The 21,019-nt window shown below is 70.4% G+C and carries 13 protein-coding genes; 9 read left to right on the top strand and 4 right to left on the bottom strand.

Going from position 1 to position 21,019, the window contains the following annotated elements; all coding sequences use genetic code 11:
• The first annotated feature begins 8 nt into the window (after positions 1-8).
• Entirely contained in the window at positions 9-956 is a 948-nt protein-coding gene (locus ADK64_RS28405; protein WP_053663435.1) for a phytanoyl-CoA dioxygenase family protein, read from the top strand.
• Positions 957-1,092: 136 nt separating this feature from the next.
• Here the strand turns inward: ADK64_RS28405 and ADK64_RS28400 are convergent, their stop codons facing one another.
• The gene (locus ADK64_RS28400) at positions 1,093-2,565 is read right to left on the bottom strand and encodes a DHA2 family efflux MFS transporter permease subunit (RefSeq protein WP_053663433.1); all 1,473 of its coding nucleotides are present in this window, start codon (positions 2,563-2,565) and stop codon (positions 1,093-1,095) included.
• A 77-nt stretch (positions 2,566-2,642) separates the two neighbouring features.
• Here ADK64_RS28400 and ADK64_RS28395 point away from each other — a divergent pair, with 77 nt between their 5' ends.
• Positions 2,643-3,320 (top strand): TetR/AcrR family transcriptional regulator, encoded by a 678-nt coding sequence (locus ADK64_RS28395; RefSeq protein WP_199829728.1) that lies wholly within the window; start codon positions 2,643-2,645, stop codon positions 3,318-3,320.
• Between the two features lie 16 nt (positions 3,321-3,336).
• Here the strand turns inward: ADK64_RS28395 and ADK64_RS28390 are convergent, their stop codons facing one another.
• Complete coding sequence (locus tag ADK64_RS28390; protein WP_063789965.1) at positions 3,337-6,162, bottom strand: helix-turn-helix transcriptional regulator; 2,826 nt, start codon at positions 6,160-6,162, stop codon at positions 3,337-3,339.
• Positions 6,163-7,332: 1,170 nt separating this feature from the next.
• On the opposite strand from ADK64_RS28390, the gene ADK64_RS28385 reads away from it, so the two are divergent.
• Positions 7,333-8,190: an FG-GAP repeat domain-containing protein gene (locus ADK64_RS28385; protein ID WP_053663429.1), complete on the top strand. Its 858-nt coding sequence runs from the start codon at positions 7,333-7,335 to the stop codon at positions 8,188-8,190.
• Positions 8,191-8,376: 186 nt separating this feature from the next.
• Here ADK64_RS28385 and ADK64_RS28380 read toward each other — a convergent pair whose 3' ends face one another.
• Positions 8,377-9,957 (bottom strand): FAD-dependent monooxygenase, encoded by a 1,581-nt coding sequence (locus ADK64_RS28380; protein WP_053663427.1) that lies wholly within the window; start codon positions 9,955-9,957, stop codon positions 8,377-8,379.
• A gap of 284 nt (positions 9,958-10,241) precedes the next feature.
• Here ADK64_RS28380 and ADK64_RS28375 point away from each other — a divergent pair, with 284 nt between their 5' ends.
• The 5 genes from ADK64_RS28375 to ADK64_RS28355 all read left to right on the top strand — a co-directional run bounded on the left by ADK64_RS28375 (position 10,242) and on the right by ADK64_RS28355 (position 18,062).
• Positions 10,242-11,801 carry an FAD-dependent monooxygenase gene (locus tag ADK64_RS28375; RefSeq protein ID WP_053663425.1) on the top strand — a complete coding sequence of 520 codons (1,560 nt, stop codon included), beginning with the start codon at positions 10,242-10,244 and terminating at the stop codon, positions 11,799-11,801.
• Between the two features lie 174 nt (positions 11,802-11,975).
• Positions 11,976-12,569: a hypothetical protein gene (locus ADK64_RS28370; protein WP_053663423.1), complete on the top strand. Its 594-nt coding sequence runs from the start codon at positions 11,976-11,978 to the stop codon at positions 12,567-12,569.
• Positions 12,570-12,708: 139 nt separating this feature from the next.
• On the top strand, positions 12,709-13,521 hold the full coding sequence (locus ADK64_RS28365; RefSeq protein ID WP_159046348.1) for a hypothetical protein: 813 nt from the start codon (positions 12,709-12,711) through the stop codon (positions 13,519-13,521).
• A 58-nt stretch (positions 13,522-13,579) separates the two neighbouring features.
• The gene (locus ADK64_RS28360; RefSeq protein WP_053663419.1) at positions 13,580-16,747 is read left to right on the top strand and encodes a non-ribosomal peptide synthetase; all 3,168 of its coding nucleotides are present in this window, start codon (positions 13,580-13,582) and stop codon (positions 16,745-16,747) included.
• Between the two features lie 100 nt (positions 16,748-16,847).
• The gene (locus ADK64_RS28355; protein ID WP_053663417.1) at positions 16,848-18,062 is read left to right on the top strand and encodes a cytochrome P450; all 1,215 of its coding nucleotides are present in this window, start codon (positions 16,848-16,850) and stop codon (positions 18,060-18,062) included.
• A gap of 115 nt (positions 18,063-18,177) precedes the next feature.
• On the opposite strand, the gene ADK64_RS28350 is transcribed toward ADK64_RS28355, so the two are convergent.
• Positions 18,178-19,059 (bottom strand): LLM class F420-dependent oxidoreductase, encoded by an 882-nt coding sequence (locus ADK64_RS28350; RefSeq protein WP_053663415.1) that lies wholly within the window; start codon positions 19,057-19,059, stop codon positions 18,178-18,180.
• A gap of 238 nt (positions 19,060-19,297) precedes the next feature.
• Between ADK64_RS28350 and ADK64_RS28345 the strand changes: the two genes are divergently transcribed.
• On the top strand, positions 19,298-21,019 hold a 1,722-nt coding region (locus ADK64_RS28345; protein WP_267888568.1), incomplete at its 3' end, for a type I polyketide synthase.

Below are 21,019 nucleotides of genomic sequence, written 5' to 3'. Positions count from 1 at the left end.
GGTGGCACATGACTCTGCAATCTCCCGAAGCCCCTCTGCGGGAACTGACGGACACGGAGGTGGACGCCTATCACCGCGACGGTGCGATCAAGGCCTCCGGTCTGTTCTCCGACGCATGGGTAGGCCGGATATCGGAGGCCGTGGACTTCGTACTCGCCCATCCGTCCTCGCTGGCGCGGGCGTCGGCTGACTTCTCCGGCGGCAGGGCGACCGGTGACGCCTTCATGTGGAAGACGCACGAGGCGTTCCGCGATTTCGTCTACCGCTCGCCCGCGTCCCGGATCGCCCAGCGGCTCTTCAATTCCAGGACCGCCACCGCCTTCTACGACCAGATTTTCGCCAAGCCGCAGGCCACCGCGAAGCCGACGCCGTTCCACGAGGACGCGAGTTCGTTCCCCATCAACGGTGACCAGGTCTGCGCCATGTGGATCGCGCTGGACGAGTGCGGCCCGGATTCCGCGGCCCTGACCGTCGTACGCGGCTCCCACCGCTGGGAGGACCGCGAAGTACCGGTCACCTCCAGCCTGATGCACCGGATGATGAAGGCCGACGAGGCCGACGAGCAGGGACCGCAGGACGCGGCCCGGCCCGCTGTACAGCCCCGCCAGGACGTACTGACCTGGGACGAGGGCGACCTGCTGGCCTGGGACCTGGTCCCCGGAGACGCGGTCATCTTCAACCCGGCCGCGCTGCACGGCGCGACGGGCACCGGACCGGACCGCGGCCGCCGCGCCTTCGTCTCGCGCTGGCTCGGGGACGACGTCACCTTCGAGCCCAAGAACGGTGTCCTGCCCATCCTTTGGGACCCGGGCCTGGAGCCCGGGGAGCCGATGGGCGGGCCCATGTTCCCGCGCGTCCTGCCGACGGCCGACGACCCGGACGCCTGGGCCGCCCAAGAACCGGACCCCGAGCGGCTGGACGAGTTCCTCCGCCGCATCGGCAGGGTCCGGCCATGAGCTGTGGGTGCGGGCCGCGCCCGTAGGGGGCGCGGGGAATCGCGTGAACGGCCACGGACGGCCATGCGAGCCGAACGCCTCCCGGCGGGATCCCCACCGGGAGGCGTTCGGCGTTCCGACCTGCCCTGCTACGACGTCAACTCGCCGTAGCGGGAACCGCCTTCCTGGCTCGCGGCAGCAGCAGCGCCGGCACAAGGGTCAGCGCCGTGAACCCGAGAATCCACCAGAACGTGGCGTCGAACGCCGAGGTCAGGTTCTCCGCGGTCCGCCCCCCGTCCGCGGTGTGGGTAATGATCTCGCGCTGCAGGATCACCGCGAGGATGGCGGTGCCGAACGAGCCGCCGAGCCGCTGGATGACCGAGATCGCGCTGGTCGCCCGGGGGATGGAGGCGGGCGCAAGCCCCCGGTAGGCGGCGCTCATGATCGGCACCATCGAGGCCGCGATACCGATGCCCCAGATCAGCAGCGACGCGCTCAGCAGCCACACGCTGGTGTCGGCCTGGACCTGGGTGTACGCGAGGGTGCCGACCACACCGATCCCGACGCCGGTGAGCACGATGGGCCGGGCGCCGATCTTGTCGGTGAGCTTGCCGACGTACAGCAAGGCGATGATCGTGCCGACCGACTGGGGGGCGAGCAGCATGCCGGCCGAGAACGCGGTCTCGCCCCGCACCTGTTGGTAGTACAGCGGCAGCAGCAGCATCGCTCCGAAGACCGACATCCCGCCGAGGAACATCAGCATGGTGGCGATGGAGAACGACCGGTTCTTGAACAGCCGCAGGTCGATGATCGGCGTGATCTTGGTGCGCAGCGCGTGCCATCCGAAGGCGAGCAGCAGGAGCACGCCCAAGGTGAGGGAGATGACGACCGGGGTCGCCGCGAACCCGTCGGAGGTGCCGGTCTGCGACAGCCCGTAGATGACGGCCGCGAGACCGGGGGAGAGCAGGGTCAGGCCGAGGACGTCCAGGCGGGCCGGTTCGCCCTTGTCCATGGCGTCCTTGGGGACGGTGCGCCAGGCCAGCAGCAGGGCGATCAGGCAGATCGGGACGTTGACGTAGAAGATCCAGCGCCAGCTGATGCTGTCGATGATCAGGCCGCCGACGAGCGGGCCGATGATGGGCGCGAGGTGTCCTGGCACGGCCACGATGCTCATGATCCGGCCGATCCGCTGGGGACCGGCGGCGCGAACCAGGATGGTCTGCATCACCGGGGCGATCATGCCGCCGCCGATGCCCTGGAGCACGCGGAAACCGATGAGGCTGCCCACGGACCAGGCCATGCCGCAGAGCATCGACCCGAGCAGGAACGCGCTCAGGGAGAAGATCCACATCTTCCTGGCGCCGAACCGCTCGACTGCCCAGCCGGTGAGGGGGATGACCATCGACAGGGCGAGGAGATAGCCGGTGGTCGTCCATTGGATCGTGGCGATGTCCGTATGGAACTGACGGGAGAGACGGACGATCGCGACGCTCACGATCGTGGCGTCCAGCATCGACGCGATGGCGCCGATGACGAGGACCACTCCGAGTCGGATCAGTGCGGGGTCCAGCCGTTCTGGGGCTGCGGGCGCTTCCGTGACCGGGGAAGCTCCGGCGGACGGGCTAGTCATGAAAATGATGCTACACGGTGTAGTGTAGTGGTGTACACTCGTTTTCGACGCCGCCGCAAGACCTGAGGAGCCATCCAGTGACGAGCCCGCCCACAACAGGCCCGCGGCGGCGCGAGGCCGACAGTCGGCTGCGCCAGGGGTCTCCGGAGAAGCGGGCGTCGATCATCGAAGCCGCGCTGGAACTCTTCCTGCGCGAAGGGGTCGCACGGACCAGCGTGGACGCCGTGGCCCTCGAGGCCGGCGTCTCCAAGCGGACGGTGTACGACTACTACGGCGACAAGGAAAGGCTGTTCCTCGCGGTCATCGAAGACGCCGAGACCGCGATGATGGAACAGTTCATGGACATCCTGGACCGCACGCTCGGTGACGATGTCACCGACATCGAGGCGGCCATGATCGCCTTCGGCCGTGAACTGGGCTCCACTGTGGCGTGCTCTCAGGGCCGCGCCTCGGCGATCCGCCTGGTGATCGCCGAGGCCGCGCACTTCCCCGCGCTCCTCGACCGCCGGGGCGCCCCGGGCAACGAACAGCTCGCACTGGCCGAGCGGCTGGCCGCCCTGGCCGAACGCGGCCACCTCGACGTGCCCGACCCGATGGAGGCCGCGGCACACTTCGGCGCGCTGGTCACCAGCAGCGTGAACAACCGCTCGCTGTTCGGTGTGCTCCCCGTTGAGGACGCCGATATCGAGCGGATCGTCGTCAGTGGTGTCCGCGTCTTCCTGCGCGCCTACCAGCGGCCGTCGGCCACCTCCTGACTCCGTGCGACGGTTATCAGGCCGGGGCCACGCTGCTCGGCTGGAGCCGGACCGGCAGATCCGCGCGGTTGCGTACGTCCAGCTTCCGGTACGCCCTGGTCAGATGCTGCTCCACGGTGCTGACCGTGATGTAGAGCTTGCGGGCTATCTCCCGGTTGGTGTGTCCCTTGACGGCGAGTGCGGCCACCCGCCGCTCGGCGTCACTCAAGGAGGTCAGGCCCTCGGTGGCGGCCGGTGGCTCCGGCAGGGCCGCCGCCTGGTTCAACGACCACCGTTGGAGCAGCGACCCCGCTTTGCAGTCGGTGGCCACGTGCCAGGCGCGCCGCGCCATCATCCGCGCCCGGTCGGACTCGCCCAGGGCGTGGTGCGCGTCGCTGAGGTCGGCCAGCGCGCCGGCCAACTCGAAGCGGTCGCCGCATTCTTGGAGCTCCTCGGCTGCCTTGCGCAGGATCTGCGGCCGCTGTTTGGGCTCACTGCACGAAGCCAGCGTGCGCAGGGCGATACCGTGGGTGCGCGACCGGCGGGTGCCCGGCCGGGCGAGCTGTTCCTCCGCCAGCCGCCGGGCCTGCGTCACGTCTCCCAACTGCAGGTGCACGCGGGCGGCTTCGGAGCGCCAGGGCACGAGCGCGGGCAGGTCCATGTCCCAGCCGACCATCAGCTCGCCGCAGGTGACGAAGTCGCTGAGCGCTGCCTGCGGCCGCTCGGTGGCGAGGTAGTGGCGCCCGCGCGCGTGCAGATACGACAGCCCCCAGCGGGTCTGGAACACGGCGGGTGGCACCGAGCGGGTCAGTGCCTCGGCCTCGGCGTACTGCCCCATCGCGGTGGTGGCGTGCAGCAGGGTCGCCAGGGGCGCGCCGATGGCCACGCCCCAACTGCGTTCGGACATCGAGTCGAGAGCGGTGCGGGCGTGCACCTCGGCGGCGGTCAGGTCACCCTGGCGCAGCGCGATGTCGGCCCGGATCGCGGTCAGCGTCGCCTGCCAGGTGGGGGAGTGGCGGTGGTCCGCCTCCTTGAGCAGCGCATCGCACCACGGAGTGGCCTTGTCGAGGCGGTCCGCGTAGACGAGGGTCAGCAGCGCGAGGCACATCGGCTCCAGCGTGGTGTGCCCCAAGTGGCAGCTCTGCAGGACGTGTTCGGCCGCCGTGACGGCCTCGGCAGCCGAGTCGTGGCGCAGCACCGCGGTGAAGGCGGTGACGGCCCGCAGCCGCATGTCCATCGTGAGGGATTCGCGCGACTGCTCCTTGCGGTGGGACAGCGGCGGGAGTTCGGGCACGTTGGTCAGCAGTGCCGGGTAGGACGCGGCCATCGACAGCCGGAAGGCGTACAGGTCCGACACCGTCTGCGGCTTCGTGGCGGCGGTCGACTCGTCGAGGAGTCGCAGGGCCCGGGTCGCCTCGTCGATCCGGCCGTCCCAGAGCAAGTAGCTGATCGGGGCCAGGGCATCGGTGTCCTGGAGGTGGCCGTCCTGTATGGCGGAAGTCATCTGGGGGAGTTGACGGACGACGGCCGAGGGGTTGATCCGCCACTCGGCGTCCGCGAGCGCCGCCATGATCATGGCGCGCGAACGGGCGTCGGCGCAGGTCCGGTGCGCCAGCTTCAGGAACGCGACCGCCTCGTCGACCCGGTCCTCGGTCAGCGCCTGGTCGGCCGCCTCCTGGAGCACCGGCACCGCCCAGGGGGCGCCGACCCGGTCCGCGGCGACCAGATGGGCCGCGACGGTCATCGCCGGCGCGCCCTCGGGGTACAGCAGCTCGGCCGCGCGCCGGTGCAGCTCCGCGCGCTCCTCCCCGGCGAAGTTGTCCAGCACCGCCGAGCGGGCCGCAGGATGGCGGAACCCGCCCTGCTCCAGCAGACCGGCGGCGTTCAGGACGTCCATGATCTGGGCGGCCCGGTGCGCCTCGATGCCGAGCAACTGCCCCAGCAGCGCCGGGGTGCCCGGTTCGTCCAGCACCGCGAGACCGCGAGCGCCGTCCAGCACCCCGGGACCGCAGCGGTGCACACAGACCAGGACCGCTTCGCGGAAGGCCTCGCCCACGGGCGGCTGCACCATGCGCTGGCCGGGCACCCGTCGACTGGCAGCCTGGTGATCATCGATCAAAGCGCGGACGAGCAAAGGGTTTCCGCCGCTGATCGCCGCGCAGACGGAGGGCAGGCCGGCGTCCCAGGTGTCGAGGTGGTCGGCGAGCAGCTCCGCTATCCCCTCCGTGGTCAGCGGCTCCAGGCGGATGCGCAGGCAGTGCGTCTGGCCCAGGAGCTCGGTGTGGAAGGAGGGGTGGCCGGGCTCGAGCACGGCGCGCTCGGTGAGCACGATGAGTACCGGCGCCGAGGTCAGCCGGCGGGCCAGGTACGACAGGAACTGCAGGGAGAGCCGGTCGGCGTACTCGACGTCGTCGATCCCGATCACGACCGGGCCGTGCGTGGCCAGTTCGAGCAGCAGGGTGCACAGGTCGTGGATCACGCGGACGTGGTCCTGCCGGATGGTCTCGTATGCGACGTCGGGCAGCTCCGCCGCCTCGGCGTACTCGTCGACGAGCTCGGTGCTGCGCCGGGACTGACGGGCCGACAGGGGGGCGGTGTGCAGCAGCTGCCCGACGACTCCGAGGGGCAGGCCCTGCTCGGCCTTGGACGCGCTGGCGTGGAGGAACAGAGCACCCGACTCCGCGACGTGCTGGGCGAACGTGCCCATCAGACTGGTCTTTCCAGAGGCGACCGCTCCGGTGACCAGGGCGACACCACCCGTGCCCCGGAGGCAGGTGGCCAGCAAGTCACGCAGTTGCGTGAGCTCATTTCCCCGTTCGACTAGCCTCACAGATCTCCTCAGTCTCGCGATCCCGTTGATCATGGCGTGAGTTCGATGTCCGCACCGGCTGCCGTGAATGCCATTTCGTGAAATGGGCCGCCCGGTTCACATGGGTGCGTTATCCGGCGCGGGCCTCTAGGCGTGCCGGTTTATCGCACATGGGAACGACAGCAACGCACGGCGACACCGACGGATTCACGGCGTGGCCGTGCGAGCGGTCGGTGGGTGGTTGCTAATGGGAATACACGGGGCCCGTGCGGGAGTTGTCCTCGCCGTGGCGGGAGGATTGGTCAGAACCCTGTTGACGCACACTCCGTGCGAAACGACCCGGGAGCTTCGACCGGTCGGGACACTCGCCTCGCGCCGGCGGACAGGGTGCTCTGCCCGCTTATCGGCGCGGGTCTGCCCAGGACCTCGTACCGCATATACAGTCCCCCTAGGGTCGGGTGATGCCGACAACTGTGCCGCTAAATGTGCCACATGAGATGGCGAAGTACATCAGTAAAAACACCTACGCATCTGCTCCGGTCGAGGTCAGCGGGCCTGTGAACCGCAGGAAGCGGACCGCCTCGGGTACGCGTCGCCGCGCGGGGCGCGATGAGCCCGGCGGACGGGGGCCGACGGCCGGACGCGGTCACCGGGCAGCGCGACTGCTCCCGGGGACCCTGTGAGTGCTCGGCGGTCGGCCGGCGTCCGGTCCTGGCCATGTTCATCGGCTCCGGTGCCCGGCGAAGGCGGCGATCGCGTGCAGTTCACAGCCCATCCGGGCCGGATCCGTCGGACACGGACGCCGGCGTTTGGGAGGCCTCGGGCATCGGTGATCACAGCCTGCCCCGCGCGAACGGACCGCCCCTGCGTGTCGGCCTCTCCGCGCCCGACACGCACGGCAGCCCCGCACTGAAGCCGGTGGTGGCCCATGTGCACAGGGGACATGAGTCCCACGCGGAACGGAAACCCGGCAACCCCCTGGCCTTCCCCGGACGTGCAGCCGCCCTCTGCCGCTGCGAACGCCTCCGCAAACCCACCACGTAGAACACGGTATAAGGGGTGCTAGGGGGCTGCTAGGGGTTTATCGCGGAGGTGGCCGCAATAAGGTGGAAGGTGGTCTGCGGCGGTGGTCCGCGGCGGATTCACCCGGCATGGTGGCCCTCGGCCTCGCGGTGTGGGTGAATTTTCATCGCAATTCGAGCCCACGCGAATACGGGAGAGCGGATGCTGACTTACACCGGCCATTCCGGGTCGTTCAACGGAGACGGCAGGCTGGACCTGCTGGTCCGTAATGCCGAGACCAGCGAATTGCTGGTCTATCCGAACAGCGGCACCCTCAACGGGCTGGACACCTACGGTGAGCCGGTGACGATCGCGACCGGTTTTCGGTCCGACCACTATGTGTGGGTAGGAGCCGGGGACTTCACGGGAAACGGCAAGGCCGACATCTTCGCGCTCACCGCGGAGGAGCAGGCGTACATCTGCCTCAACGAGAACGGACTCCAGGGGCTGGACACCCTCACCGAGCCCATCCACGTCGGCGGGCGGCTGCCCGAAGTCGCCTACGACACCATCGCGCTCGCCGACATCGACGGCGACGGGATCACCGACATCCTCGGCAGGCAGATCGACACCAGCAAGATCGACATCATTCCCTCCGGCGGCGACGTCGACGGCACCGACAGCTTCGCCGCGCCCACCCGGCTGGCCACCATCGGCGCGACCGACATCCCGATCGGTGCCGCCGACATCACCGGGTCCGGCGCGGTCGACCTCCTGGTCCTGCACGACAACGGCGAACTCGCCCTGTACCGGCCACCGGCCGAGGGCTTCGACGCGGACGGTGAACCGCTCGGCGATGCAAGCTATGTGACGATCAGTCACGGCTGGGACGCGATGGACATCATCTCCGTCACGGACATCAACGGCGATGGTCGACCGGACCTGCTGGGCCTGCGGTCCGACGGCACGCTGTTGGCCTATGTCCACACCGGCACCTTCGACCCGGCGAACCCCACCGCGGTCTTCCGCGCCCCGGTCGTGGTGGCGAAGGGGTGGCACGACGTGGACGCCATCAGCTGAGGCGATCGTGGCCCTGAGGGGTCGGCGCGGACTGTGACGGGTCCTGAAGTGCAGGTGGCCGCACTCGAGTCGAGTGCGGCCACGCTGTCGTCAGGTCACGCGCCGGAGGGCGGCGACCACCCCGCCGCCGCATCGGAGCCCGTGCGGGCGAAGGGTGCGACGGCGGCGGGGTGCGGACGCGGGTCGTCAGCGGGAGACGGCGGCTTCCGGTGCGGGGCCCGTCCCGGCGGCGGCCGGGCGGGCCGTCCCGTACCAGGTCCACAGCGCCTCCTCGAGCCGCTGCCGGGCGGCGGCCTCCGCGCCGGTCGCCGCCCAGCAGACATAGCCGTCGGGGCGGATGAGTACCGCGTCGGCGTCGTAGTCCGGCAGGGCGTCCACGGTGACGATGTCGACGCGGTCCGACCACGGGCCGGCGAGCGTGCCGAAGCGCGGGGCGGCCGCGGTGGTGAGCAGGACGCCCCGTCCGGAGCGGAGCAGCGCACTGACCGTGGATTCGCCGCCGTCGACCCGGAGGTCGAGGTCCGGCATGCGGGCACCGACGAGTTCGTCCTGCTCGCTCCCGGCGATCGGGTAGCGGATGTCCAGTCCGGACACCATGCCGGCCAGGTGGTGGTTGACGTCATCGATCTTCAGCAGCCGGACGAATATCGCCCGCAGCCCGTCGTACTCCTCGGCGGGGTTGGTCAGCACCGCCTGGGCGCGGGTGTTCTCCACGACGCTCGCGCCGATCGGGTGCCGCTCGCCGTGGTAGCTGTCCAGCAGGCCTTCAGGAGCCCAGCCGTTGACCTCGGCGGCGAGCTTCCATCCCAGGTTCATCGCGTCCTGCACGCCCAGGTTGAGGCCCTGGCCGGCCGCGGGCAGATGGACATGGGCGGCGTCCCCGGCCAGCAGGACCCGTCCCTGGCGGTACCGCTCGGCCTGATAGGCGGAGTCGGTGAAGCGGGACAGCCAGCGGACCTCGTCGATCTCCACCGCGTCGCCGTAGCGCATCGCCACCGACTGGCGGACCTCGGCCTCCGTCGCCGGGGCGTTCGCCTCGGCCTCGCTCTGTCCGTAGATGCCCCACACCACGCGGTACAGCCCGTGCTGCAGCGGCACCAGCGGCCAAGTCATCCTGTTCTGCTGGGACTTGTCGGAGCCGAGGAGATCACGGATGGACTTGGGGCGGGCGGACACCGCCTCGGCGCCCTTCTTGAGGGTGACGTCGGCCACCACTCCGGCGAACGCGGTCCGGGTGCCCGGGAAGGCGACGCCCAGCCGCTTGCGGACGGCGCTGCGCCCTCCGTCGCAGCCGACCAGGTAGCGGGCGCGGATGCGGATGTCCCCGCCCGGCGTGGTCACCGTGGCGGTCACCCCGGCCGAGTCCTGCTCGATGTCGACCAGTTCGTGCGAGCGCTGTACGGTCACGCCGTACCGGTCGGCCAGTGCCTCCTCCAGCACCCCCTCCACCCGGTTCTGCGGGATGATCACGCCGTAGGGGTGGCGGCTGCCCCAGCCCTGATAGCTCATCACGGCCGGCAGCCCCGCGAAGTGCGCGTCCGGCACCTGGGTCAACGACCGCTCCAGCACGGTGGCGAGCAGACCGCGCATGTCGAGCACCTCGACCGTCCGCGGCTGCAGGCCCAGCGCCTTGGAGTGCTCGTTGGGGTCGGCCAGCTTGTCCAGCACGATGACCCGGACCCCGGCGAGGGCGAGCTCGTTGGCCAGTGTGAGCCCGGTCGGGCCGCTGCCGACCACCAGGACGTCTGTGGTCTGTGCTGTGGTCATCGTTGGCTCCTCGACGCGTTCCGTGTGAATGTTCGCCAATACTGCCGAGCACAATATTTCCCAACCGCTGTGCGTCGGCAAGGAAAAGGAGTGCAGGCTGGCGTCCGGCGCCGACAAATAGGGGCGATAAGGGGAGGGGTAAGGGTTGATGGTGGCTCGCGCGGTTCCCTAGCGTGCAGAAGGCTCGAAGCCCCCGCGAATTGCCGGCATGAAATTCCGGCCGTGCACCCGTGCTCGTACCGAGGCGCCGATTCGCGTAGCGACCCACAACCGCAAGGAATCGTATGGACACCGATGTGATCGTGGTGGGCGCCGGCGCCACCGGGTTGATGGTGGCGGCCGAACTCGCGCTGGCCGGCCTGCGCCCCGTGGTGCTGGAGTCCCTGACGGAGCGCAGCGAGCAGTCCAGGGCGCTCAACCTGCACCCCCGCACCGCCGAGATCCTGGACGCCCGCGACCTGTTGGAACCGCTGCTCGAGCACCAGATCGTGCTCGGCACCCCGGCCCACAGCTTCTTCGGGGCACTGCCCGTACCGCTGGACTGCCACCCCTGGCAGACCCGCTACCCCTACCAGATAGGAGTGGTGCAGACCCGAGTGGAGCAGCGCCTGGAGCGACGCCTGGCGGAGCTGGGCGTGGCGGTGTCCCGTGGGCATGAAGTGACCGGACTGGCGCAGGATGCGCAAGGTGTCACCGTGACGGTGGCCACGCGCGACGGCGAGCGGGAACTCCGCGCCCGCTACCTGGTCGGGTGCGACGGCGGCCGCAGCGGCGTACGCAAGGCGCTCGGCGCGGACTTCCCCGGTACGGACGGCACCCAGCTGTTCGTGGCCGCCGACGTGGTCCTCGCGCGCACCCCCGAGCAGTGGCACGGCGAACTCGACCCCGACCGGCAGCGCAGTCTGCGCCTGCTGCCGGGCAACAGCCTGGCCGGTCTGGTCCCCGTCGAAGGCGGCCAACTGCTGTTCTCGCTACGGGCCTTGGAGGACGGCGTCCACCGGCTCAGCTTCTCCGGGCCCCAGACGCAGCGCGCCGGGCGCGCGGAGGCGGTCACCGAGACCGAGATCCGCGACGCCATCCGGGCGGCCTGCGGCCTGGACGTCGAACTCAAGGAGATCCGCTGGGCCTCCCGCTTCAGCAACGCCTGCCGCCAGGTCGACAGCTACCGGAGCGACCGGGTGCTGCTGGCCGGGGACGCGGCCCACATCATCGTGCCCCTGGGCGGCCAGGGCCTCAACCTCGGTCTCCAGGACGCCTTCAACCTGGGCTGGAAGCTGGCCGCGCAGGTCCAGGGCCGGGCCGCCCCCGGCCTGCTCGACAGCTACCACGCCGAGCGGCACCCCGCCGCGGCCGCGCTGCTGCGCGAGGCCCGTGCCCAGTTCTCGCTGCTCGACGGCGGACCGGAGCTGGCGCCGCTGCGGGACGTCCTCGTCGAACTGCTCCGCCTGCCGGAGACCAACCGCCACCTGGCCGGGGTCGTGTCCGGGCTCGGCCTGCGCTACCCCATGCCCGGCGACGAGCATCCGCTCGTCGGCCGCCGACTGCCCGACCTGGACCTGACGACTGCCGACGGTCCGCTGCGCTTCCACGCGCTGCTGCGCGCAGGGCGGGGCGTCCTCCTCGACCTGGCCGGGGCCGCATCGGCCGCTCGTACCGCCGACGCGTGCCCGCCCCATGTGGATGCGCGGTCTGCGACGGCGGCCGAGGACCTGGGGGCGCGTCAGGTACTGGTGCGACCGGACGGCTACGTGTGCTGGGCCGGTGACCTGGACGGTGCCGGGGACCGACGTGCCCTGGAGGCCGCGCTGCACCGCTGGTTCGGTGCGCCCGTGCCGTCGGCCTGAGGGTCCGCGATCGGCCCCGAGTGTCCCCGGGCGTCAGCTCGGCGATCGTCCGCCCGGCACGGCCGGGCGTGGCTAGGGGCGGATAGGGGAGCCATCAGGGGTGATCCCTTTCCGGTTGTGTCCGTACTTTATCCGCAGGAAAAGAAACTCTCGCCAGACCTCGAAGGGAAAAACATGTCTTCTCCGGCTGCCACGGAAGCCCCGACGTACCGTCATTACAAGGGTTTCCGGGTCAACGACGAAATCGAAGCGAACTTCATTGGCGTGCCGGCGGTCATCACGCCGGGGGAGACCATCGAGTTTTCCGTCTTCTACACGAACCGGGGCCGCTTCACCTACCCGGACACCGCACTCAATCTCGTCATCTGGTTCTCGGACCGCGAGGATCTGCGCCGCGAGGACTTCAAGCTCTTCTACAAGGTCAGCCGCGCGGACTGGCAGGAGCAGGACCCCAAGAGCTGCTGGGACCCGCAGTTCCCCGCCGAGGGCGGCGTGCACATCGCCTGCCAGCTGAGCGGCCCCGACGGTGAGATCCTCAGCAAGCCCGACGGCACCGTGCCGCTGCCGGAGGTCGAGTCGGTCACCATGCACGTACGGCTGGCGTTCCGCGAGGGCATCACCTCTGAGCACGCCGGTATCTTCGCACTGCCGGGCATGCTCGAGACGCCCGAGAGCAAGTCGATCATCCCCGGCCTCTTCGGCAACGTCTTCGGCCGCCTCCAGCAGGCCAGCTTCCGCCTGGGCGACGGCCCGTCCTCGCTCTACTGATCCCAACAGCCCCTGGACCCAACGCCCTGACCGCCGGGCCGAAGACCCACCACAGTCCTCGGTCCGGCGGGCCGGGCGCACCGAACCCCGCGGACGCGGCTGTCGTCGCATCCCCATGCGCGCTTGGGAGTGCCTCATCGTGGCAACCATCTCGTGGCTCACGCTCAAAGAAGGCGTGGACGACGGCGTCGTACTCGCCGTCGACTACCCGTTCACCGGTCGGCCGGAAGCCGGATTCTCCGAACTCGCCGGCCAACTCGACCTGCCGTACGCCCTCTTGGAGACCGTGCCGCCCGGCAACGGCACCGAGGCGGGCATGACCGCGGGCGACTACCTCGAGTGGTGGCTGACGGACGTCCGGGCCGCGGGCCGGCCGGTCCGCGCCGTACTCGGCTTCTGCGCGGGCAGCGTCTACGCCGCCGCACTGGCCGACCGCATCGCCGCCGAGCAGAAAGTCGCCCCAAAGGTCGTCCTGTTCGACCCCGAGTCGCCCAACGCCATCACCGTCTACTGGCAGTTCCACAAGGTCATCGACGGACTCGGAGTGGTGCTGCGGCCCGAGGAGGTCACGGCGGCCCAGCAGGCCGGGCAGCGCATCAGCGAGGAGGTCACCGACCTCACGCTGCTGGGCGAGCGGCTGCTCGACGTGTACCGCGAAGCGGCCGAGACCGCCTTCGACCGCGCGGGCCTGGACGCCGTGCGCCGCGAGGAGTTCACCGCCACTGTCACCGCCTTCATGTCGTACCTGGTGGCTGCGGCGGGAATCGACGCGCGGGACGGGTGGCGCACGGCGACGGCGATCAGCTCCGGCACGGCCACCAACGGGCTGAACCTGGTGGCCGCCGAGGAGCGGCCGGGGATGGTGGCCGAGGAGATCAGGTTCGACCTCGAGCACGCGGACCTGCTGCGCACCGCCGAGGTCGCCAAGGCCGTGACGGCCCTGATCGGTTGACAGGCCCGTAACGGCCATTCGACAAGCTGAACCCGCTCGGGTGGGAGAGGAAGCAGTCATGCAGGCTCAGGTAGGCCTCGGCCAGGGAGGCGCGGGCGACCTGCCGCGGCCGGAACCGGTCACACGCAAGGAGGAGGCGCTGTGGCTGCTGGAACGGCTGGTGCCGGGCGCCGCCGTGAACAACCTCTCCTTCACCTTCCAAGTGCGCGGACGGCTGGACCGGTCCGCGCTCCAGGAGGCGATGACGCTTCTCGTGCGGCGGCACGAGGTGCTGCGCACGGTGTTCCATGCCGCTGGGGCGGGACTGGCCAAGCAGGTGCGGCCGGCCGCCGAGTCGTCGGTCGAGGTGCTGTCGATTCCCCAAGGCGCGGACGGCGCACCGCAGTTGACCGAGTTCGTCGCCGCGCCCTTCGCCTTCGACGGCCGGCCGCTGGTGCGCCTCGGGCATCTGGCGGGCGACGACGCGGACGTGGTGTGTCTGGTCGTCCACCATCTCGTCTTCGACACCATCTCGGCCGGCACCTTGCTCGCCGAGCTGGTCGCCGCGTACACCGCACTTGCCGAAGGCCGCGCGCCGGACCCGGAACTCCTCAAGAGCGTACCGGCGTTGACAGAAAGCCCCCCGCGTGCGGACAGCCTCGCCTACTGGCAGCGCCAGCTGAGCGGCTTCGACCCCGGTGGGCTGGCGCTGGCCTACGGCAAGCAGGAGGCCGCAGGCGCCACGCTCGCCGGGGACCAGATCACCGTGCCGCTGTCCGACGCGGCGAGGGCCGTGGTCCAGGAACTGCGGAAGCGGCTGAACACCTCCGAAGCGGTCGTCCTCCTCGCCACCTACTACCTGCTGCTCGCCCAGCACGGGGGCGGACCCGACCTCGCTGTCGGGACCATGGTCAACGTGCGCAGTCGGACGGCGCCGAACGCCGTCGGCTACCACGTCAACGTGGTGCCCCTGCGGCTGCCGGTCGACCTCACCAAGGGCTTCGCCGACCTGGTCGAACGGACCGGGACGGTGTTCTTCGACGGCATCGCCCACGCCGACGTACCCGTGGACAGCCTCTACAACGAGGTCGCGCGCGACGGCGCGGCCTGGCGCAACAGCCTCTTCCGCCACGTCTTCAACTACGTGCCGGGACTGGGCCTACCGGACTTCGAGATCGCCGGACTCGGCGCGAGCCCGCTCGTCGTCGAGGTGCCGTTCAGCAAGTTCGACCTCGAGTTCTTCGTCATGTCCACGGCCGAGGAGCTGCGCCTGCGGGCCGTGTACAGCACCGATGTCTTCACCCGCGACGACGTGGACGCCCTGCTGGGGCGCTACGAGGCGCTGCTGCTGTCGCTGGGCAGCGACCTCGACCGCCCCCTGAGCGCGATCACGGGGTGGAGCGAGCGGGACCGCGCGGTGATTGCCACCGCCAACCGGACCGCGCCCGAACGGCAGCACGACCCCGTACCGGACGCGGTCCCGGACAGCGTCCTGGAAGCAGTACGGGCCACCGTGGACCGCACCCCGGAGGCGGTGGCGGTCGACGGCGCGGACGGCCCGGTCACCTATCGGCAGCTGTGGGACGAGGCGCGGACCGTGGCCAACGCGCTGCGCGGGCGGGGCACCGTGCCCGGCGACGTGGTCGCGCTCCTCGTCCCGCGCGGCGCCGCGCTCGCCTCGGCCGTACTCGGGGTATGGCTGGCCGGTGCCGGCTACCTCCCCTTGGACCCGGACCACCCGGCGCACCGGATCGCCTACCAACTGGCGGACTCCGGCGCGCGGGCGGTGCTCGCGCAGGACGGGTTGAAAGTGCCCGCGCCGGAGGGGGTTCCGGTGCTGCGGATCGGTGAACTGGGCGGTGCACCGACGCCGGATGCCGTGGACGGAACGGACCCCGGCGTCCCTCCGGACCCCGCCGACAGCGCGTATCTCATCTACACCTCGGGTTCCACCGGCCGCCCGAAGGGGACCCTGGTCAGCCATGGCAGCCTCGCCAATCTCGTAGGCCACTTCGCGGACGAACTCAAGGCCCGCGCGGGGGAGTCCACGCTGTGGCTGACGACCTTCAGCTTCGACATCTCCGCCCTGGAGCTGTTCCTCCCGCTGGCGACCGGCGGCCGTCTGGTGATCGCACCCGACGCCGCCAGGTCCGACGGGCGTGTGCTGGCCCGACTGCTCGGTGCGTACGACGTCGACATCGTCCAGGCCACCCCCACCACCTGGCGCCTGGTGGTGGAGGACTGCGGGTCCGCCCTGTCCGGGCGCCGCGTCCTGTGCGGGGGCGAGCCGCTGCCGTCCGTCCTGGCGCACCGGCTGGCGGACACCGGCTGTGAGCTGCGCAATGTCTACGGGCCCACCGAGACCACGATCTGGTCGACCTCCGGCGTCGTGCGCCGGGACACCGTGGGCCAGGTGGACGTCGGCCGGCCGATCCGCGACACCCGGGTGTTCATCGCCGCCGCCGACGGCCGCGAGCTCCCGGTGGGAGTACGGGGCGAACTGTGCATCGCCGGAGGAGGAGTGGCCCTCGGATACCACAACCGTCCGGAGCTGACCGCGGACCGGTTCCGTGTACACCCCGTACACGGCCGGTACTACCGCACCGGAGACCTGGCCGCCTGGCGCGCGGACGGGACGCTGGAAGTTCTCGGACGGGTCGACCGGCAGGTCAAACTCCGGGGAAACCGGATCGAGTTGGGGGAGGTGGAGAGCGTACTGCTCGACCACCCCGAGGTGCGCGCGGCCGCCGCCGTGGTGGTCGGCGACGGCGGCGCCGACGCGTCGCTGGTGGCCTTCCTCGTGGCGACGGACGCGCCGGGACTGGTCAACCGGCTCTGGGAGCACGCCCGTACGAAGCTGCCCGCCCCCGCCGTGCCCGGCGAGTTCGTCGTCGTGGACGCCCTGCCGACCACCGGCAATCACAAGGTCGACTATCTGGCGCTGGCCCGCCAGGTACGGGACCGGATCGCCGAGCGCGAGGAGCGGGCGGGGCAGGAGGAGGGCGAGGCAGCGGTGCCCGACGACGAGCTGGTCGCGACACTGGTCGAGCTGTGGCAGACGGTCCTCGACCGCACCGATCTGCTGCCGGACTCCAACTTCTTCACCAGCGGCGGCCATTCGCTGCTCGCCGCGCAGCTGACGCAACGCATCGAGGAGCGCCTCGGCGTACGCCTGCAACTCGCCGAGGTCTTCACCCGGCCCACCCCGGTGCAGCTGGCCGGCTTCCTCCGCTCGGGCGGCGAGTGAGCCCGCCCTGCCCGGAGCACCGGGCCGCCCCGAAACTGCCGACCGCATCGAAACAGCACCGTGGAACGCGGGTTCGTTCCACCGACGTCAGGACACCACGATGACCGAGACCGCTCCGGTATCCGACGAGGCGGGAACCTTCACCTTTCCGCAGCCTCGCACCTGCCCGTACCAGCCGCCCGCCGGATACGAACCGCTACGCGAGCAGGGCCCGTTGACCAAGGTCACGCTGTACGACGGCCAACAGGCATGGCTCGTCACCCGGCATGCGGACGCACGCGAGCTGATGACCGACACCCGGCTCTCGTCCGAGCGCAGCAGCGACGGATTCCCGATCATCACGCCCCGGCTGCTCGACGCCCGTGGGTTCCGCACCCTGGTCACGATGGACGGCGCGGAACACAGCATGTACCGGCGGATGCTCATCCCCGACTTCACCATCAAACGGACCCGGGCCATGCGGCCGGACGTGGAGCGGATCGTCGACGAGTGCGTCGACCGCCTGCTCGCGAGCACCCCGCCGGTGGACCTCATCCAGGGCTTCGCCTCCGAGCTGTCCTCCCGCGTCGTCTTCGAACTCCTGGGCGTACCGCAGGAGGACCAGGCGTTCTTCTTCGCGCGCAGCGCCCAGCTGCTGCAGGCCACGGACACCAAGCAGTCCGAGGGCCCGCTCGCCGATCTCGTCGACTACCTGGACCGGCTGGTCGCCTCCCGAGGCGAAGCGGAGGGCACCTGGCTGCTCGACCGGCTGGCCGGCGAGGAGGTCGAGAAGGGCGAGCTGGACCGTGGCGACCTCGTACGGATGGCCATTCAGCTGCTGGTGACCGGGCAGGGCACCACCGCACAGATGATCGCCCTGGGTACGGCGACCTTGCTCGAACACCCCGACCAGATGGAGGTGTTGAGGAAGGACCCGAGCGGCGTGCCCGCCGCGGTCGAGGAACTGCTGCGCTATCTCACCATCGCCGACATGGCGGGCCTGCGGGTCGTCACCGAGGACATCGAGCTGCACGGGCAGGTGATCCCCGCGGGCAGCGGGATCATCCTGCCCTTCGCCCTGCTCAACCACGACCCCGAGGTGTACCCGGACCCGCACCGCTTCGACGTGACGCGCGCGCCGGGCCAGCACTTCGCCTTCGGCTTCGGGCCGCACAACTGCATCGCGCAGGGCCTGGCCCGCCTGGAGCTGGAGGTGACGTTCCGGAGCCTGCTGGAGCGGATCCCGACCCTGCGCCTGGACGTGCCGCTGAGCGAGCTGCGGGTGCGCGAGGCCGCCGACATGCAGGGGGTGTACGAGCTCCCGGTGCGCTGGTAAGGGCTCACTCCGATAGCCGGGAAATGCCTCTGGGGTCCGGCGGAGTTCACTACGACGAAGAACCGGTGCCGTCGACATACTCGGGTAGTCGGCACCGGTTCTTCCGTGCTGTCCGCTATTCGCCCTCGAGAGCCTCGACCACAGGCGCGAACGTCTCCATCCACGGCTCGTGCACCGTGAGATAGGTGTAGCCGAACCGGTCCCGCCAGGCCCTTACCTGATCGGCGATTTCGTCCACGGTACCGATCAGCACGGCGGGCGCCTCAAGGAATTCGTCGAGCGTCAGATCCGGCGTCTGCTCGTGCCAGCGCCGGGCCTGCGCATTCCGGTCGTCGGTGATGACGACATCCCGGACCAGAATATTCAGCTCCACCTCGTCCGCGCGATTTCCGGCCTGCGTACGGAAGTAGGCGACCCGCTCCGCCATGGCCTCGGCGGTCAGAATGCGGAACCCGCGCGGCCCCGGCGCCTTCGCCAGCGCCGTGAACCCCATGATGTCCGCGTGCGCCGCCCCCAGTTGGAGCATGCGGTCGCTGTTGCCCCCGAGGAAGAGCGGCGGGCGGGGCCGCTGCACCAGCGAGGCCGCCTGCGTCTCGTCCGCCAGCATCGTGGCCAGCGTCTCCATCGTCCGCTCGAGGTGGTCGATCCGCTCGGCGAGCGGCCGCCACGCAATGCCCGTCGCCTCGAACTCCTCCTTGCGGTGCCCCGCTCCGAGACCGAGCTCGAGCCGGCCGTCCGTGAGCTGGTCGGCCGTGATGACGTCCCGGCCGAGCAGCGTCGGATTCCAGAACGACGTGTTGAGGACGAAAGAGCCGACCCGCGGCCGCTCCGTCGCCTCGGCCGCCGCCACCATCGCGGAAAACGGTGCGGGAAAGCCGAGATGATCCGGGACCAGGATCACGTCGTAACCAAAGCGCTCCGCCCGTCGGCATTTCTTGGCCCATTCCTCGCGACCGCCGACCGAGTGCATCGCGACACCGAACCGAAAAGATCCCATACATTCCTCCCATGCTGGTCGACGGCCAGCGTGATGCAAAGACCGGCCGCTCCGGAACCTCGGGAAAAACATCTAGGGGTGGCTAGGGGGCGGGCCTGGGGTTGGATCATTCCCCGTTGTTTACTAATTTTCGATCGGCCACATAAGACGAACCGGCGCCTCGTCGGCTCTGCGCCACCAGGCCCGAACCACGGGACAACGGGACAGCAGGACAGCGGGACAAAGGGGGTTGTGAGGCGTGAACGGTGAACGCGGGGACGAGAAAGGTCTTCCGGCCGGGGAAGCCATCGCCGTAGTGGGGCTCTCCTGCCGACTCCCGCAGGCCGCCGACCCCGAGTCCTTCTGGCGGCTGCTGCGCGCGGGCACGGATGCGATCACCGAGGTCCCCGAGGGCCGCTGGTCGTCCGCGACGCCCACTGGCCGTACCCGTAGGGGCGGCTTCCTCGACCACGTCGACCGGTTCGACGCGGGCTTCTTCCGCATCTCCCCTCGAGAAGCCACCGCGATGGACCCCCAGCAGCGGCTGACCCTCGAACTCGGCTGGGAGGCCCTCGAGGACGCCGGCATCGTGCCCACGGACCTGGCTGCCGGCGGCCGGGTCGGCGTCTTCATGGGCGCCATCTGGGACGACTACGTGACGCTCTTCCACCGGAGCGCCACCGAGGCCGGGGAGCACACCCTGACCGGGCTGAGCCGCAGCATCATCGCCAACCGGCTCTCGTACGCACTCGGCCTGCGCGGCCCCAGCATGGTCGTCGACACCGGTCAGTCCTCGTCCCTGGTCGCCGTCCACCTGGCCTGCCAGAGCCTGCGCCGCGGCGAGGCGGAGCTGGCGCTCGTCGGCGGCGTGAACCTGAACCTCGTCGCGGAGAGCACCGTCACCACCGAGGAGTTCGGCGCGCTCTCGCCGGACGGCCGTTGCTTCACCTTCGACGCACGCGCCAACGGCTACGTACGCGGCGAGGGCGGCGGCATGGTGATCCTCAAGCCTCTGGCCGCCGCCCTCGCCGACGGCGACCGGGTCTACTGCGTCGTACGCGGCAGCGCGCTCAACAACGACGGCCCGAGCACGGCAATGACGGTCCCGACGACGGCCGGGCAGGAGGACGTCCTGCGCCGGGCCTGCGCCGACGCCGCCGTGCACCCCTCGGACGTGCAGTACGTGGAACTGCACGGTACCGGAACCAAGGTGGGCGACCCCGTCGAGGCCGCCGCCCTGGGCGCGGTCCTCGGCGCCGCCCGGGAACCCGGCTCGCCGCTGCCGGTCGGCTCCGCCAAGACGAACGTCGGGCACCTCGAAGCGGGTGCCGGCATCGTCGGCCTCATCAAGACCGCGCTCGCCATCGAGCACCGCGAGCTGCCGCCCAGCCTCAACTTCGAGCGCCCGAACCCCGACATCCCGTTGGACGCACTCAATCTGCGCGTACAGAGCGACTTGGGTCCGTGGCCGGACGACCTGCGCCCGCTGATAGCGGGAGTCAGCTCCTTCGGCATGGGCGGCACCAACTGCCATGTCGTACTGGGCGAATCACCTGTCAGGGCGGGGACCGCGGGCGAGTCGGAGTCGGAGTCGGAGTCGGACCAGGGAAGCACCCCCGTGCTGCCATGGCTGGTGTCCGGCCGTACCGAAGCGGGGCTGCGCGCGCAGGCGGAACGGTTGCGGTCGTTCCTGGAGGCCGAACCAGGACTTCGACCGGTCGATGTGGCCTACTCCTTGGCCACGACGCGGGCCGCGCTCGAGTACCGCGCGGTGGTGGCCTCCGACGGAGCCGAGAGCGCGAGGGCCGCACTGGCGGCGGTGTCCGCCGGACAGCCGTCCGCATCGGTGGCCCGGGGAACGGTCGCGCGGGGTGGGCTGAGCGCCTTCTTGTTCTCGGGGCAGGGGTCGCAGCGGTTGGGGATGGGCCGGGAGTTGGCCGGGGTGTTTCCGGTGTTCGCTGCTGCTTTGGATGCGGTGTGC

It is taken from the genome of Streptomyces sp. MMG1121 (genome assembly GCF_001280015.1).
In the GTDB taxonomy this organism is placed as follows: domain Bacteria; phylum Actinomycetota; class Actinomycetes; order Streptomycetales; family Streptomycetaceae; genus Streptomyces.
Note: the sequence above shows the minus strand (reverse complement) of the source record. Positions and strands in the feature narration are given on the sequence as shown.